Here is a 15,477-nt window from a genome sequence, read left to right as displayed (position 1 = left end):
GCGACCTTTATCCTGTGTGGCTGGCCGCTCTGTTTTCCTTCAGTTCCATTGCCGATGCCAAACTCTCCGTCAGAGCATCGACGTCAATCGGCTTGCTCAGATAATCGTCCATCCCGGACTTCAGGTAATTCTCTCGCTCCGAATTCATGGCGTTTGCCGTAAGCGCAACGATGTAAGGCACACGGTCCTCCGGCAATAACGATCTTATCTTGCCGGTCGCCGCGATGCCGTCCATGTCGGGCATCTCGATATCCATCAGGACGATGTGATACTCGTCGCTCTGGCAGGCTTCGATCGCTTCGACACCGGAGCTGACAACAACCGGGTCGTAACCGAGCCGTTTCAAAATCTTGCGGCCGACTTTCTGGTTTATGGAATTGTCATCGACAAGAAGGATCCTCAGATCCTGCCCTTCCGCCATCTCGGCATTGGACGTCTCGTCCTTTTGCGGCTCCGTTGCAACAACATCCGGCGCAAGAGTTCTGACCAGCGCACTCAGCAATTGGCCTGATTTGGCCGGCTTGGTCAGCGATGCAGCATAATTCATCTCCGCCACACCCTCGCGGAAACGATCTTCAAGCGGCGATACCGAACTGAACAGGATCATTGGCGGCGCCTCGCCCCCGAGGAAATCGCGAACCGCGGCCGTGAACTCGAAACCGTTCATTTCAGGCATCTTGTAGTCCACGATGATGATGTCGAAGAGATCACCGTTTTTGATCAGTTCAAGTGCTTCTCCCGGCGTGCCGCAAGTCCGTGGAACCAAATCCCAGGACCTGAATTTTTCATTGAGAATCAAACGATTGGTTCGGTTGTCATCAACAATCAGGACCCGTTTGCCGCGGATGGCTGAAAGCTGCGTCTCTCGGCTCGCCCTGTCCGGCAGTCGTGCGACTTCGCCCGGCAGCGTGAAGGTGAAGGTCGTGCCCTCGCCTGCCGTGCTTTCGACCGAGATCTCACCACCCATCAGTTCAACAAGACGCTTGGTGATGACGAGGCCAAGTCCGGTACCGCCATAACGCCGCGTGGTCGAGGCATCCACCTGGCTGAACGATTTGAAGAGCCGGTCCATCCTGTCCGCCGGAATGCCGATTCCGGTGTCACGGACAGCAAATGTCAAAAGCGCTGTCTCACCCGGGGTTTCCCCCGCCTCGGGCATCATGGTGGAGACCGTCAGCACCACTTCGCCAACTTCAGTGAACTTCACTGCGTTGTTGAGAAGGTTCATCAGGATCTGCTTAAGGCGAACCGGATCGCCGAAAAGCGCTGCCGGCACATCCGGATTGATCCGGCAGGCAAGCTCAATTCCCTTCTCGGCCGCTTTCGAGGCAACCAGCTCCACCGACGACTCGACCGTTTCGACAAGGTCCATCGGCGTGCGTTCAAGCTCAAGCGCACCGGCCTCGACCTTGGAGAAATCGAGAATGTCGCTGATGATGGTGAGCAATGTGTCCGCGGCGGTTGCGATCGTATCGCTGAAGTCGCGCTGCTCGTCGTCAAGATCGGTGCCGTTGAGCAATGTGCTCATCCCGATAATGCCATTCAGCGGCGTGCGGATTTCGTGGCTCATGGTGGCCAGGAACGCGCTCTTTGCCTCATTGGCCGCCTCGGCCGCATCCTTGGCGCTCTTGAGCTCGTCGGATATGCGCTTGATTTCCGTAATATCGGAATGCACGGCAACGGTGCCGCCCTGGTCAGTCCGGCGATTGCTGACCTGCTGCCACTGCTTGCCGGTCAGTTCCTGAATGTATGGGGTACCGGCTGCCCGATGCCGCCCGATCTGGCGCTCGATCCACAATACCTGATCTTCTTTCGCATTTGGAAAACGTCCGGAATCGGCGGCGCGCTTCAAAAGGTCCACATAAGGCGTGCCGCCCGGCAACTCCGCCTCCGCATCGCCAAGCATGATTTCCCGGTAGCGCTGGTTGGCAACAATCAGCTGGTCCTTATCGTCATAAATCGCAAAGCCTTCGGAAATACTGGCGATGGCGTCCGTCAACTGTCCCCGTGCCTCGCGGGCCGTTGCTTCTGCATCCACCAGTTCGGCGGTCCGCTCCTGCACACGCCGCTCAAGCTCATCATTGGCGGCGCGCAATTGCTGCTCATAGGCGTTCTGGCGCGCCTGCATTTCATTGAATGCCGTCACCACCCGCCCGATCTCGTCGTCGCTCTTCCAATCAACCGGTTTTCGCGGCGCTCCGGAGCGGGGCTGGTTGATGGACTCCATCATCAGGGCCAGCGGCCGGCCAATGATCCGCCTGTTGGCAGTCAGGGTCGCCGCAACAACTGCGACGAGCAATATACCCGCAAGGAGCACGACCAGCGCCAGGCGTTCGCTCGCCAACGCCCCCAGCCGGGTTTCGGCAAGGGCAATGCGCAACGAGCCGATTCTGATCTTCTGATCACCTGAGTCGTAAAAAATATCCTCCTGTGCGATAAACCGCGTCGTATCGAACTTATCGGTCATGCCCGCCTCGGCAACGAGCCTGTCGCGCTCGTCATAAACGGCAGCTGCCAGGACATCGGAGTCAGTCAGCAAGGCGGCCAGAATGAGCTTGATCTGCTCGTCAGCTACGTTCCAAAGGGATTCTGCAACCACCGCGCTCTGAATCTCGGCAAGCTTTTCCAGCTTGCCCTGCAATTGTTCCTCTGCAGACCGGCGGGCATTCCATTCAAAAAGGCCGAAAACAACAACCGTCGAGACAAGAACGAGCGGCACCACGTAAAGCAGAAACTTGGTCTGAACGGACCGTCCAAACCGGCTGCGCACTTGAGGTTCCGGATTTGCCGATCTGTCCTCGGTGGATCCGCCAGTCGAATCAACCATCAGAACTCGTCTTCGAAATAGTTCTCGACGACGCCCTCAACGTTTATCTTGGCAAGACCTTCATTGAATTTGTCACGCATGGCACGCCCGTCTTCATCGTCGTTAAAACAAAGATAAAGCGTCTTGTCCTCAAGCGGCCGTTCGTTGAACACCAGAACCTCGTTCAGATCCTTCAGCGAGTCTTCAGTCGCCAGAAGATAGGACAGGACCAGCTTGTCGATAACGGCGATATCGATCCGCTCGCGGGCGAGCTTGCGCAGGTTCGTTACATCGTCCGGAGCCGGGATCGCACGAATCCAGCCGGTTCCGGCCTTCTCGTCAAATTCATCCGTGTTGGCGTAGCCAAGAACCGTGCCGACCTTGAGCTTCTGCTCACCAATATCGTCAACATTCGCCCAGGTTACGGGCGAATTGACATTCTCCGCAAACCCCAGCGGCCCGTTGCCGATCGGATCGGAGGCAACAAATCCGTCCACATGACGGCAGTGATAACCCGGAAAATATGCAACGGATTTAGCGTCTTCCTTGGCCATTGAAATGGCCCGCTTCCACGGGAGCGTCACAACGCTGACGTCAAGCCCCGCGGCGGCGAAAGCCTGGCGCACCACTTCGGTGGTGGCACCTCCTTTGGGAAGGTTCTCGGACGTATAGGGAGGCCATTCAAGTGTCGTGACGGTCAGGGAGTCCGCTGCGTAGGCTGCCGGAACGGCAAAGCTCATCGCGGCAAGTAACCCGCGCAGATAGCCCAGATAATTCACGTATTGCCCCCCAATATTTTCCCCGGCTCCAGCCTATCTTACGAGTTTAACCGCGATCAACTCTTTTTTGAGGTGCCGGGTCGCAGGCAATGATCAGTTCGGCGTATGAAAACACGTTTGAGAAACAATCCAGTCATCGCTAGAAAGATGACAATTGGGCGTTGCTGATACAGTCAAGCAAACGAAGAATGCACACTGCCCTGCCCGGCACCGATATTTCAGCACTACATCGCCCATTCTAAACCGATCGTCGAGTGTGGGGGTATTCCGGTCCTAATATTAGACCTTTCGATCGAGAAGCTACGCTTGCACAATGCGAAGACAGATGGGCACGCTAGGGTTGGAGTTGAACTCCTATCCTACTGTCTTTTTTGAGTTCGATATCGGGAAGTATGTCGTCTTCAGTGAACAGCTTGCCATCAAGACCAACACTTCGCAGATGATATTTTCCGTTCTCTAATACCCTGTAATAAAAGCGTCTTCGGTTGTCGCCCGTCGATATGTCAGTAGGGTCATAAACAAACACCATCGAATTGTCGGGAAGAGAAGCTGCCAATTCAATCAATGTAGCTGGATAAGCTCCGTTCTCCAATTTGTAGAATTCAATCGCGCTGACCAACGATGTGAGCTGGGCCCTTGCTGCCTCTGACCTCAGCTTGTCGTAGACACCGCCGCGCTGAACAAAACCAAAATAGAAAAGCGCCGAATAGATAACAACGGTGAACGCGATACCACATGCCCCGATAATCGCTACTTTTCGTCCAGCTACGTGTCTGGTGAAGACGCCCCAGACTATGGCTATAATTCCAAATACTACCCCCAAAAGGGGAATGAAGGACAAACCACCTATCAGATAGGGAAGTACTCCTGCCTTCTCTCTACCCTTTGACAAACTTAAAACTCCAACCAATCAAAAGACAGCTACAGAAATCCAAGCACATACAGAATCAGGTCACGCCTCTGTGTTCGGACAGACCGCAAAGGATGGTTGTCACACGCCAAACTGCAACCCTAATGAAGCACAACTGCCTTACCCAAAACCGTTAGAGTGGACTAAAATTCGATACCGACCTGGGCTTTCACGCCTGAGCGGAACGGGTGTTTGACCATTTCCATTTCGGTCACGAGATCGGCGAAGTCCATGAGCTCGTCTTTCGCATTCCTGCCTGTAATGATCACATGCTTCATTTCAGGCTTCTGTTTCAGCGTTTCGATGATCTCGTCGATCGGCAGGTAGTCGTAGCGAAGCACGATGTTCAACTCATCGCACAGCACCATCTGGTGCTCGTCGTCGAGGATCATCTCCTTCGCCTTTTCCCAGGCCTGGCGTGCCGCATCGATGTCGCGCTGGCGGTCTTGTGTTTCCCAGGTAAAACCTTCGCCCATCGTGGCGAGCGTCACCTGATCGGGGAAGGCCTCAAGCACCTTGCGCTCGCCGGTGCCCCATTTGCCTTTGACGAACTGGACGACACCAACCTTCATATCATTGCCGATCGCCCGGAATATCATACCGAACGCAGCGGTGGACTTGCCCTTTCCCTTGCCCGTGTGGACGATGGTCAAACCCTTTTCGATGGTCTTGGTGGCGATGATCTTGTCGCGGGCCGCTTTCTTCTTCTTCATCTTCTCCGCATGGCGTGCATTGAGTTCCTCTTCAGAGAGGTTTTTCAGCTTGTCAGACTTTTCAGCCATGTCCGGACCGCCTTTCTTCACTGGTTCCCGAGAGCGCGCGCAGATCGAACTGCGCGGAGTTGGACCGCGGCACCCATAGCCCGCGCGTGATCGCCTCGTCCAGCCGCGCCGCCATTTCGCGCAGGGCCGGACGGTTGTTCTGTTCGATAAAGTCGCGGACACGATCATCAAGAATAAAGGCCTGATAGACGGCCTCGAAATGGTGGTCGCGGACCGCGCCCGTTGTCGCGGCGAAGGCGAAGAGATAGTCGACGGTGGCCGCAATCTCAAACGCGCCCTTGTAACCATGGCGCATAACGCCGTCGATCCACTTCGGATTAACCGCGCGGCCGCGCACCACCCGGGCGATTTCCTCTTCAAGTGTACGGATCACCGGCTTTGCAGGCCGCGAATGATCATTGTGGAAAACCGATGGCCGGTTGCCGGACAGCGCTTCAACGGCAGCCGTCATGCCGCCTTCGAACTGGTAATAATCGTCGCTGTCGAGCAGATCGTGCTCCCGGTTGTCCTGGTTTTGCACCACCGCCTCAACCGTGCCGAGCCGTTTTTCCAAGGCATTGCGTTCGGCCCTGCCTTCCGCATGGGCACCATAGGCATAACCGCCCCAGACCAGATAGGCTTCGGCAAGATCCTGCCTGCCTTCCCAACCGCCTTCATCGATCAAGGCCTGAAGACCCGCGCCATAGGCACCCGGTTTTGACCCGAAGACACGGTATCCGGCGCGCTCGGATGCAAGTTGCTCATCCACACCATCATCCACCAGGGCCTGACGTTCGGCCTTCATACGGGCAGCAATGGGGTTGTCCGAAGCATCCTCTTCCAGCACGCCAATCGCCCGCACCGCCCGGTCGAACAGTGCAATCTGCTCCGGAAACGCATCGCGGAAAAAGCCTGATACGCGAAGCGTCACATCAATGCGCGGCCGGTCGAGCAGCGCCAGCGGAACGACCTCATATCCCGTCACCCGGCGCGAGGCATTGTCCCACACCGGCTTTGCGCCGATTAGCGCAAGTGCCTGGGCAATATCATCCCCGCCAGTACGCATGTTCGAGGTGCCCCACGCCGTAAGACCGAAAGAGGTCGGCCATTCGCCATGGTCCTGCGTATAGCGGGCAACAAGCAGTTCTGCCGATTTCCTGCCCAGTTCCCAGGCAGCCGGCGTCGGCACGCTACGGCTGTCGACGGAATAGAAATTGCGGCCGGTCGGCAGGACATCGGGCCGCCCGCGCGTCGGCGCACCCGATGGCCCAGGCTCGACGAAGCGCCCCGAGAGACCCAAAAGCAAGCCCTCCAGCTCTGCCGTTCCGCAGCGGCGCAAAGCTGGTTCCAGCACCTGACTGACACCTTCCAGAACCTGCTGCGTCGCAGTCCACTCAGCAGGGCATTCCCTGCGGCCGGACACAAGTTCCTGTGCCGCCAGTTCGATACGTTCAACGGCGTCGCCCGCCGTGCGCCACGGATCGGAGCAAAGGTCCAGAAGCCATTGCGGGCGCGAACCGCTCCAGGGTGACGCCATGGCGCAATCAAGCGGATCGAAACCGAGCTGCAGATCATCCGCAATCGCCCGTTGCAGGCTGGCATCGCCCCCCTCGCCCATGCCACGCGGAACCCGCGCCAGGGCGCATATCAGGTCGTCCCGCAACCGTCCTTCCGGAGAACGACCGAAAATGTGAAGCCCGTCGCGTATCTGCATTTCCTTCAGATCGCACAGATAGGCGTCGAGTTTTTCCAGCGCTGCCTCGTCACTGTCTCCCGTAGCGATCCCGGCATCGCTGTCGAGCCCGATATCGCGCACCAGATCGAGAATTTGCGCTTTCAGCAGCCGCAACCGGCGCGGATCGCTGCCCGCCGCCTCGTAATACTCATCGACCAGCGCTTCCAGATCCTTCAGCGGCCCGTAACTCCCGGCCCTTGTCAGCGGCGGTGTCAGGTGATCGATAATCACTGCCGATGTCCGCCGCTTGGCCTGTGTCCCCTCACCCGGATCGTTGACGATAAAGGGGTAGAGATGCGGAACGGGGCCAAAGACGGCTTCCGGGTAGCAATCCTGCGACAGGGCGAGCGCCTTGCCGGGCAGCCATTCAAGATTGCCGTGTTTGCCCATATGGACAACTGCGTCGGCTTCAAACGAGGTCCGCAAGAATGCATAGAAGGCCAGATAGCCGTGCGGCGGCACCAGATCGGGTGAGTGATAACTATCCTTCGGATCGATATTGTAGCCCCGCGCCGGCTGGATACCGACCATCACATTGCCGAACCGCATCAACGGCAAGGCGAACCGGCCGCCTTCTTTGTCACCCACAAAAAACGGATCCTCGTCCGGCGCACCCCAGCGGGTGCTGACGGCTCGTCTCACAGGTTCCGGCAGTTGATCGAAAAATTGAAGGTAATCTGTCCGGCTGATGGTCTCGCGGATCGCACGCGCATCCACGGCGGCGTTAGTCGGCCCTTCCATCAGCACATCCATCAGAACGTTGCCATCGTCGGGCAGTGCGGAAACGTCGTAACCGGCAGCCGCCATCGCTGTAAGAACTTCGATCGTCCCCGCCGGCGTATCAAGACCGACGCCGTTTCCCAGCCGGCCGTCCCGGTTCGGATAGTTGGCAAGAATGAGCGCAACCCTGCGCTCTACCGGTTTGCCCCGGCGCAGGGATGCCCAATTGGCCGCAAGGCGGGCGACAAACAAGGCCCGATCCGGCTCTGCGACATGCGTAACGATATTGGCTTCGACCTTTTCATCAAAGGAGGCTGCAGACTTGAACGACACGGCTCGGCTGAGCACACGGCCATCAACCTCCGGCAATGCGACGTTCATCGCCAGATCGCGGGCGCTGAGACCTTGCGCGGATGCTGACCAGGTCTCATGGGTGGATCCTGAAAATATGGCCTGAAGAACGACCGCTCCGGTTGCTTCCAGAGCTGTTGGCTTGCGCGCGCCGCCGGGTGCGGAAACCGCAAACCCCGTTGCATTGATAACAACGTCAGGCGGACATTCGCCGAAAACGGCTTCCACTGTGGCGACAGACACAGGATCCTTCAGGCTCGAAATGAAAATCGGCAACGGTTGAACGCCTTCGCCCTGCAGCGCGCTGACAAGCGCCTCGACCGGCTGGGTTTGACCGCTTTGCACAAGCGCCCGGTAAAAACAGATCGGCACGACGGGCCGCTCATTTCCGGACGTGACGATATCGGCCAGCGCCGGGGTGTCCAGCCCAGGCCACCAAAGACCGGATTTGAGCAGAGGAACTGCCGAGGCAGGTTTGTCGGCGCGGCCCAGAAGCCATGCGCAATAAGTGAGAAAGGACGCGGTGTTTGCCGCCCCGCCCTCAACCAGATAACGCCATAGCGCTTCAACATCACCTTCGGACATGGTCGAAAACGAAGAAAGGCCGTCATCCGGCTTGTCGTCGCCTGGCAATACGGCCATGGCAATGCCGTTGGCCACGGCACAGCTGTGCAGGCATTCAAGCGCATAGGAAAAGTAGCTCGCGCCGCCCAATGCGCGCACGACGATCAGCCGCGCATGTTTGGCCGTCCGCTCGACATAACTGTCAACGGACATCGGATGGCGCAGCGTCATGAGGCTGGCAAGGCGCAGTGTCGGCGCCGAGGAGGTGAGACCTGCCTGCGCGGCTGCGAGGCTTGCAAGCTCCGTGTCGGCGGCGCTGAGGAAAACAATGTCGCCCGGCGACTGGCCGAGATCGACGGCCTCATCGCTGTCGGAGATCGTACCCTTTTGCGCCAGCAGCAGATGCATATCGTCTCTCAGCCGCCGGCCGCTTGCCGGATGGCCGTTTCTATAGTGGATTTGTCGATATCATGAAGGCCGATGACAACCAGCCGGCTGCCTCGCACCTCGCCCACCGACCAGGGCCGGTCGAAATAGCTATCGATACGGGTCCCGACGGCCTGGATCACAAGCCGCATCGGCTTGCCCGGCACATCGGCAAAGCCCTTCAGCCGCAGCACGTCGTGATCCGATATGATGGATTTCAGTTGTTCGATAAACCGGTCCGGATCGGCGATCGCACCGGCCTCAACAACAAAACTGTCAAACTCGTCATGATCGTGGTGGTGATCTTCACCAGCCTCATGCGCGGCATCATGCGCGCGTTCATGATGCGACTTGCGGTTTGCGATATCGGCTTCGCTCTCCATGCCAAGCCCCAGAAGGACAGCAGGCGGAACCTCACCGCCTTTGGCCGTGACCATAGCCGGGCTGCGCTTCGACCGCACCGCGACATCGCTGCGAACCGCTTCAAGACGTGTATCGTCAATCAGATCCGCCTTGTTGAGGACAATCAGGTCAGCCGCGGTCAATTGATCTTCAAACAGTTCTTCAAGCGGGCTTTCGTGATCCAGCGCATCGTCGTCCCTGCGTTGCGCATCGAGCCGCTCGTGATCCTCGGCGAACCTGCCATCGGCCACAGCCGCACTGTCCACAACAGTGATCACGCCATCGACGGTGACACGCGGTTTGATGCCCGGCCAGTTAAAGGCGGCGACCAGAGGCTGGGGCAAGGCGAGACCGGAGGTTTCAATGACGATGTGATCAGGCTTTTCGTCCCGGTCCAGGAGTTTTTCCATCGTCGGTATGAAGTCGTCCGCAACGGTGCAGCAGATGCAGCCATTGGTCAGCTCGACAATATCGTCTTCCGTACAGTTTTCAGCGCCGCATCCCTTCAGCACATCACCGTCCACGCCAAGATCGCCGAACTCGTTGACGATCAGCGCAATGCGTCTCCCGTCTGCCTTGCTGAGCAGGTGGCGGATCATTGTGGTCTTTCCGGCACCAAGGAATCCGGTAATCACAGTCGCGGGAATTTTCTGTCCCTGCATTGTTCAACCCTTCATTTTCAGCGGCAAGCCCGCCGCTACAAAAAATACGTTGCGCGCACATGATGCGACACGTTGATGCAAATGCCCGGCATGATCGCGAAAGGCGCGTGCCATGGCGTTTTCGGGAACGATACCGAGCCCCACTTCGTTGGAAACCAGAACAACCGAACCGCTGATATCCTTGAGCCGATCGATGAGCGTCTGTGTTTCAGCAGCGATATCGCGCTCAGCGAGCATCAGGTTGGTTATCCAAAGCGTCAGGCAATCAACCAGAACAGCGCGACCTGGACGCACTTGCGTGCGCAAGGACGCGACGAGCTCCAAGGGCTCCTCGACAGTCTTCCAGTCAGCACCGCGCCGATCGCGATGACGTTGGATACGGTCTTCCATTTCACCGTCGAGGGATTGAGCGGTCGCCAGATAAACCGCCTCAAGGCCGCTTGAAATCACCAGCTCTTCGGCAAAGGCGGATTTACCGGAGCGGGCACCGCCGAGAATGAACGTCACACCAGGGCCGAGCGTGGTCATGGCTGTCCACGCAAACGCTTTGCCGTCAAACCACCGGGCGGACAGTCAGATGCCAGGAGCCAGCCGGCCGCAGACGCGGCGGGCGAAGATTGCATAATCATGGTCGCGCGTCCCGCTATCGATACGGGAAACAGTGAGCGTCCGATACATTATGCGCAGTGACCACCAAAATGGCGGGTAATAGATTTTGTGCAGCCATCGCAACCTCCGTGTCCGGCCGGGGAACAGGTCCCTTTCAGGCGGGCAAAAACGCCCCTTACGAATGGCAGGTCTCCTGGCTCACGAATTGATCGGCCAATCGGCCGGTCCGGCAGTCCCTCACCTTCCCAGAGTGTTTGCGGCGCGAAGGCGGACGATTCGCAGATTTCTAGAGGCGTCCAACCCGGTTCATCGCGCCGCCACTCCAGTGGCTTACCGGAAAACCCACATGCTCCGACTATTCGGATCACCTTCATTCTCCGGCAGGGATTGCCAATCCGCTCTACAGTCGCGGGGTCGGCTGCGATTTAAGCGCCCGGTTTGGGTCCGCCCGTCGCATTCCCTTTGATCCTCCTGGCTTTATGCCATTGCGGACCATTCGCACTAGGAGTGATAGGCGCAGTTGGACAGGGGTGTCAATCAGCACTGACGTACTTCGCGCTCTAAAGCCGGTCTTTGAATGGAATGTTTAGGACCGAAAGGACATGTCCCCTCTATGCGGCAGCGGCCAGTCCTGACTTGTTGTCGACATAGCTGACGCGGTTGCGCCCGTCCTTCTTGGATTTATAGGTCAGCAGATCGGCCTGTCGCAGCGCGGTTTCGAAACACTTGCCGCCCTCATAGCGAACGACGCCGACGCTGATTGTCAGCCGGATTTCGTTTTCACCGTAGATGAACACATTGCGTTCAACCGCCTGGCGCAGGCGCTGTGCGACATTCCATGTCTCCTGGACGGTTCCGCGTTGCAAGGCCACGGCAAATTCTTCACCGCCCAGCCGCGCGACAACGTCGTCGGCCCGCAGATTGATGCGGAACAGATCGGCCACCTGAACCAGGATGGCATCACCGGCATCATGTCCGAATTGATCGTTGACCTGCTTGAAATGATCAAGGTCGATTACCAGCAGCGCCCTGCTGTCAGCCCGTTTTGAATGTCCTTTTCTCCTTCCTTGATCCTTCGACATTTTTTGGGATTCGACAAAAGCGCGTCGGTTCAAAAGGCCTGTCAGCGCATCCGTTCTTGAAAGCATGCGAAAATGTTCAGCCAGCATATCCGCACGTGTCTGAAGCGTGACGACATAAAGAACAAAGGGAACAGCAACAACCAGCGTGATCTTAAGGCAAAGTATGATGTCGGCCAGCAAATCCGGACCGGTGAGCGGCGGCATGAAATGGGCGTTGACGCCCTGCGCCAGAATGACGATTCCGACCAGAAGCAACAGCGAGCGGGCAACGACCGCGCGCAGTCTGCTTTTTACGACACCAAATAAAGTCAAACCCGGGTTAGTCACCCTGATCTCCACAAAAGCGATACACCATCTCGTCCGGCTTTGTCGCCCGGACCTGCCTTTGGGATGATCACAACAGATCTGCACCTGCAGCAAAGCGAGTGCCAGCCCAAAGGCAATGCAACAATCATTCACCTGCTTCACCGGTCAGTCCGGGTCAGCTGTTTCCACACCTTAGATAGGTATGGACGCGAGCCGATTTTCATTTCGGTCGCGCAAACTACCTACACAATAGCGTGAAAAGACAAACACCGGTTTATGAAAGAGAGTTAGCGGATTGTTAAGAAAGCTCTTTAAAGCCGGGCAAGTGTGGTCCGATCAGACTGTCCAGACGCGTTGCGATTGCATCAAGCGCCTCGTCCACATGCGCCCGGTAATCCAGTCCGTCAGCAGCAATACCGAAGCCTGAAAGAAACCGGCGGCGAAATGCATCCGCGCCAAAGAGACCGTGAAGATATGTTCCGCCGACCCGTCCATCGCCCGATATGGCGCCGTCCGGACGCCCATCGATAAAACAGAAGGGACGGTTGCAATCAGGCCCTTCGGTCCGGCCAAGATGAATTTCGTACCCCGACATCGCGGCGTCGAAGATCGCGCTATGCGCCTTGACATTGCGAACCGTTTTCTCAGGTTCCAGCACAGTTTCAATATCAAGAAGGCCGAGGCCATCGGCTTCGCCATCAGGACCTTCGATGCCTTCCGGATCAAAGACCTTACGGCCGAGCATCTGCAATCCACCGCAAATACCGACGACATGGCCGCCACGGCGAATATGGTCTTTAAGCTGCATATCCCAGCCGTTGCGACGAAAGGCAGCAAGATCGGAAATGGTGGATTTCGATCCCGGAATGACGACAAGCCCGGCATCCTCTGGCAGGTCGTCGCCGCCGCGCACCATAACCACATCCACATCGGCTTCGGCTTGTAGCGGATCGAGATCGTCAAAATTGGCGATACGGTCAAGCACGGGAACAGCGACTTTCAGAGCTGTCCCCTTGCCCCGCGCCATGCGTTCCAGCACCACGGAATCCTCGGCCGGAAGACGCCCGGCTTCTTCCAGCCACGGAATGACTCCGAAACAGGGCCATCCGGTAAACTCGCCGATGCGTGCGATGCCGTCTTCAAAAAGCGAAACGTCACCGCGAAACTTGTTGATGAGGTAACCGCGGATCATGTTCCGGTCCTCGTCTGCGAGGATCCGGTGGGTGCCCACCAGTGAAGCTATGACCCCGCCCCTGTCGATATCGCCCACAAGGACGACCGGCACATTGGCCGCCGTCGCAAAACCCATATTGGCGATATCATTGGCGCGCAGGTTGATTTCCGCAGGAGAGCCCGCACCCTCGACGATGACGAGGTCGGCATCGCGCCGGACGGCATCCCAGCTTTGCATGACGGCTTCGAGAAGGCCGCGCTTCAGTTGCTGATAATCGCGGCCCCGCGCCTGGCCCCGGACCTTGCCATGAACCACCACTTGCGAACCGCATTCCGACTGTGGCTTGAGCAAAACCGGGTTCATATGCACGGAAGGCTCGACCCGGCAGGCAAGCGCCTGCAGCCACTGTGCGCGGCCGATTTCTCCGCCATCGTCGGCAACGGCGGCATTGTTTGACATGTTTTGCGGCTTGAAGGGCCGAACCTTCAGGCCCCGGTTGGCAGCGAGGCGGCACAGGCCGGCGACAAGCACTGTCTTGCCGACATCCGATCCGGTTCCCTGAAGCATAAGTGCCCGTGTCATGGCCGGTCTGAGTATCACCGATGCCGGCGACTGCCTAGCGCCAATTTCAAACCCGAAAGCTTGCTGCACGTGCATGTGCGTCACGTGTGTTCAGCGAAGGCGCAGAGAGAATATCCAGTGACGGATTTAGATATTCCAATGCACTCGCTTCACAACTATATGGGCGATAACAGCACCCCTGTGCGCTGTAACCTCAACTAAGGAATTTGGCGATGTTGTATATTTTCAACAAGAATGACGGCGTGCACATTGCATGGAACGGCGTTGCCGACAATGCGCGCAAAAATGAAGCTTCAAATCGCAGTCTGGTGGCCTCGGCGACCGCATGGATCAGGACCTATTCGGCCGGATAACCGACTGACGGAACGAGACCAAGGCCGTCCCCGTCACAAACTGGGACGGTCTTTCTGATTCAGTGCGTGCGATCATAGGGAACCGGGCAGCCTGAAACGCCTGGAAATTGCAAGGGAAGAGAGATTCGGATACGCGACAACCGCGCTTCGGGAAGCCCTTGGCGCGGCACGGCCACCAAACACGCGGCCCTTCGTTGATACGCACGAAGATCGCAGACACCCCGGTACGCAGTACCTGATCCGGAGCCGTCGGCGGTGTTCCCGCCGCAGGACTGTTCTAGGGGAATAACGTTACCGGACGGTTATTGAGACCTTAATCAAAACTAAATTCGGCACTTTTGTTTCATTTTTTTTCTTCGCCGCGCAGCAGATTGATGATTCCGGAAAAATCGGTCCCTCCCTCACCGGCAGCATTGAAAAGACCATAGAGCTGCAAAGCACTCGCACCGAGCGGTGTGACAGCACCGGCGCTTTGCGCTGCTTCCTGAGCCAGCTTCAGATCCTTCAACATCAGCGCTGCGGCAAAGCCGGGCTTGTAATCATTGTTGGCCGGCGATGTCGGAACCGGCCCCGGAACCGGGCAATAAGTGTTGATGGACCAGCACTGGCCGGACGATGTCGATGCCACGTCAAACAGCGCCTGATGCGACAAGCCGAGCTTTTCGGCAAGAACAAAAGCCTCTCCGGCACCGATCATGGATATGCCGAGGATCATGTTGTTGCAGATCTTTGCGGCCTGCCCGGCGCCGCCATCGCCGCAATAGACAACGCGACCGGCCATCGGATCGAGGATCGGCTCGGCCAGCGCGAAGGCCTCCTTTGAACCACCCGCCATGAATGTCAACGTGCCGGCCTCCGCCCCACCGACGCCACCGGAAACCGGTGCATCCACCGAGAGCATCTTCCTGTCCGCCGCCATCTTATGCGCCTGCCGTGCGCTCTCCACATCGATCGTGGACGAGTCGATCAGCAGTGCTCCGGGCTTTGCATACGGGAGAATCTCCTCATAGACGGACAGCACATGCGCGCCCGCCGGCAGCATCGTAATGATCACATCGGCGCCATCGACAGCGGCAGCGGCTGTCGATGCTATGGCAAGGCCATTGGCTTCTGCCTGGCTCAGATTGCCGGCGACAAGATCAAAGCCCGTCACGTTCAGGCCTGACTTTACGAGATTGGCCGCCATTGGATTACCCATATTTCCAAGGCCGATGAATGCGATATTGGTCATGTTTGTTCCCGCCTTTATGCAACC

The 15,477-nt window shown here is 57.8% G+C and carries 11 protein-coding genes and 1 riboswitch; of the genes, 1 reads left to right on the top strand and 10 read right to left on the bottom strand.

Annotated features, from left to right (window positions below; translation table 11 throughout):
- Nucleotides 1-7: 7 nt before the first annotated feature.
- From OQ273_RS04705 to OQ273_RS04665, 9 genes are all read right to left on the bottom strand, one after another.
- Nucleotides 8-2,827 carry a response regulator gene (locus OQ273_RS04705; RefSeq protein WP_267989314.1) on the bottom strand — a complete coding sequence of 940 codons (2,820 nt, stop codon included), beginning with the start codon at nucleotides 2,825-2,827 and terminating at the stop codon, nucleotides 8-10.
- Nucleotides 2,827-3,585, bottom strand: coding sequence for a substrate-binding periplasmic protein (locus OQ273_RS04700; RefSeq protein ID WP_267989313.1), 759 nt, complete (start codon nucleotides 3,583-3,585; stop codon nucleotides 2,827-2,829). Before OQ273_RS04700 ends, OQ273_RS04705 begins: the two co-directional genes overlap by 1 nt.
- A 334-nt stretch (nucleotides 3,586-3,919) precedes the next feature.
- Entirely contained in the window at nucleotides 3,920-4,477 is a 558-nt protein-coding gene (locus OQ273_RS04695) for a type II secretion system protein GspG (RefSeq protein ID WP_267989312.1), read from the bottom strand.
- A gap of 161 nt (nucleotides 4,478-4,638) precedes the next feature.
- A complete protein-coding gene (gene cobO, locus OQ273_RS04690; protein WP_267989311.1) occupies nucleotides 4,639-5,277 on the bottom strand; it encodes a cob(I)yrinic acid a,c-diamide adenosyltransferase in 639 nt (212 codons plus the stop codon).
- Nucleotides 5,270-9,034 carry a cobaltochelatase subunit CobN gene (gene cobN / locus OQ273_RS04685; RefSeq protein ID WP_267989310.1) on the bottom strand — a complete coding sequence of 1,255 codons (3,765 nt, stop codon included), beginning with the start codon at nucleotides 9,032-9,034 and terminating at the stop codon, nucleotides 5,270-5,272. The genes cobO and cobN overlap by 8 nt, the downstream gene beginning before the upstream one ends.
- 8 nt (nucleotides 9,035-9,042) lie before the next feature.
- Entirely contained in the window at nucleotides 9,043-10,116 is a 1,074-nt protein-coding gene (gene cobW / locus OQ273_RS04680; protein ID WP_267989309.1) for a cobalamin biosynthesis protein CobW, read from the bottom strand.
- Nucleotides 10,117-10,119: 3 nt separating this feature from the next.
- On the bottom strand, nucleotides 10,120-10,644 hold the full coding sequence (gene cobU / locus OQ273_RS04675) for a bifunctional adenosylcobinamide kinase/adenosylcobinamide-phosphate guanylyltransferase (protein WP_267989308.1): 525 nt from the start codon (nucleotides 10,642-10,644) through the stop codon (nucleotides 10,120-10,122).
- Between the two features lie 247 nt (nucleotides 10,645-10,891).
- A riboswitch (cobalamin riboswitch) is annotated at nucleotides 10,892-11,237 on the bottom strand.
- A gap of 99 nt (nucleotides 11,238-11,336) precedes the next feature.
- Nucleotides 11,337-12,134, bottom strand: a complete 798-nt coding sequence (locus tag OQ273_RS04670; protein ID WP_267989307.1) for a GGDEF domain-containing protein — start codon at nucleotides 12,132-12,134, stop codon at nucleotides 11,337-11,339.
- A 277-nt stretch (nucleotides 12,135-12,411) separates the two neighbouring features.
- Complete coding sequence (locus OQ273_RS04665; RefSeq protein ID WP_267989306.1) at nucleotides 12,412-13,869, bottom strand: cobyric acid synthase; 1,458 nt, start codon at nucleotides 13,867-13,869, stop codon at nucleotides 12,412-12,414.
- A 212-nt stretch (nucleotides 13,870-14,081) separates the two neighbouring features.
- Between OQ273_RS04665 and OQ273_RS04660 the strand changes: the two genes are divergently transcribed.
- Nucleotides 14,082-14,222 (top strand): hypothetical protein, encoded by a 141-nt coding sequence (locus OQ273_RS04660; RefSeq protein ID WP_267989305.1) that lies wholly within the window; start codon nucleotides 14,082-14,084, stop codon nucleotides 14,220-14,222.
- Nucleotides 14,223-14,565: 343 nt separating this feature from the next.
- On the opposite strand, the gene mmsB is transcribed toward OQ273_RS04660, so the two are convergent.
- Entirely contained in the window at nucleotides 14,566-15,453 is an 888-nt protein-coding gene (gene mmsB, locus OQ273_RS04655; protein ID WP_267989304.1) for a 3-hydroxyisobutyrate dehydrogenase, read from the bottom strand.
- Nucleotides 15,454-15,477: the final 24 nt, after the last annotated feature.

Source organism: Hoeflea prorocentri, from assembly GCF_027944115.1.
GTDB classification, from domain to species: Bacteria; Pseudomonadota; Alphaproteobacteria; order Rhizobiales; family Rhizobiaceae; genus Hoeflea_A; species Hoeflea_A prorocentri.
This window is presented reverse-complemented; position numbering and strand designations above follow the sequence as displayed.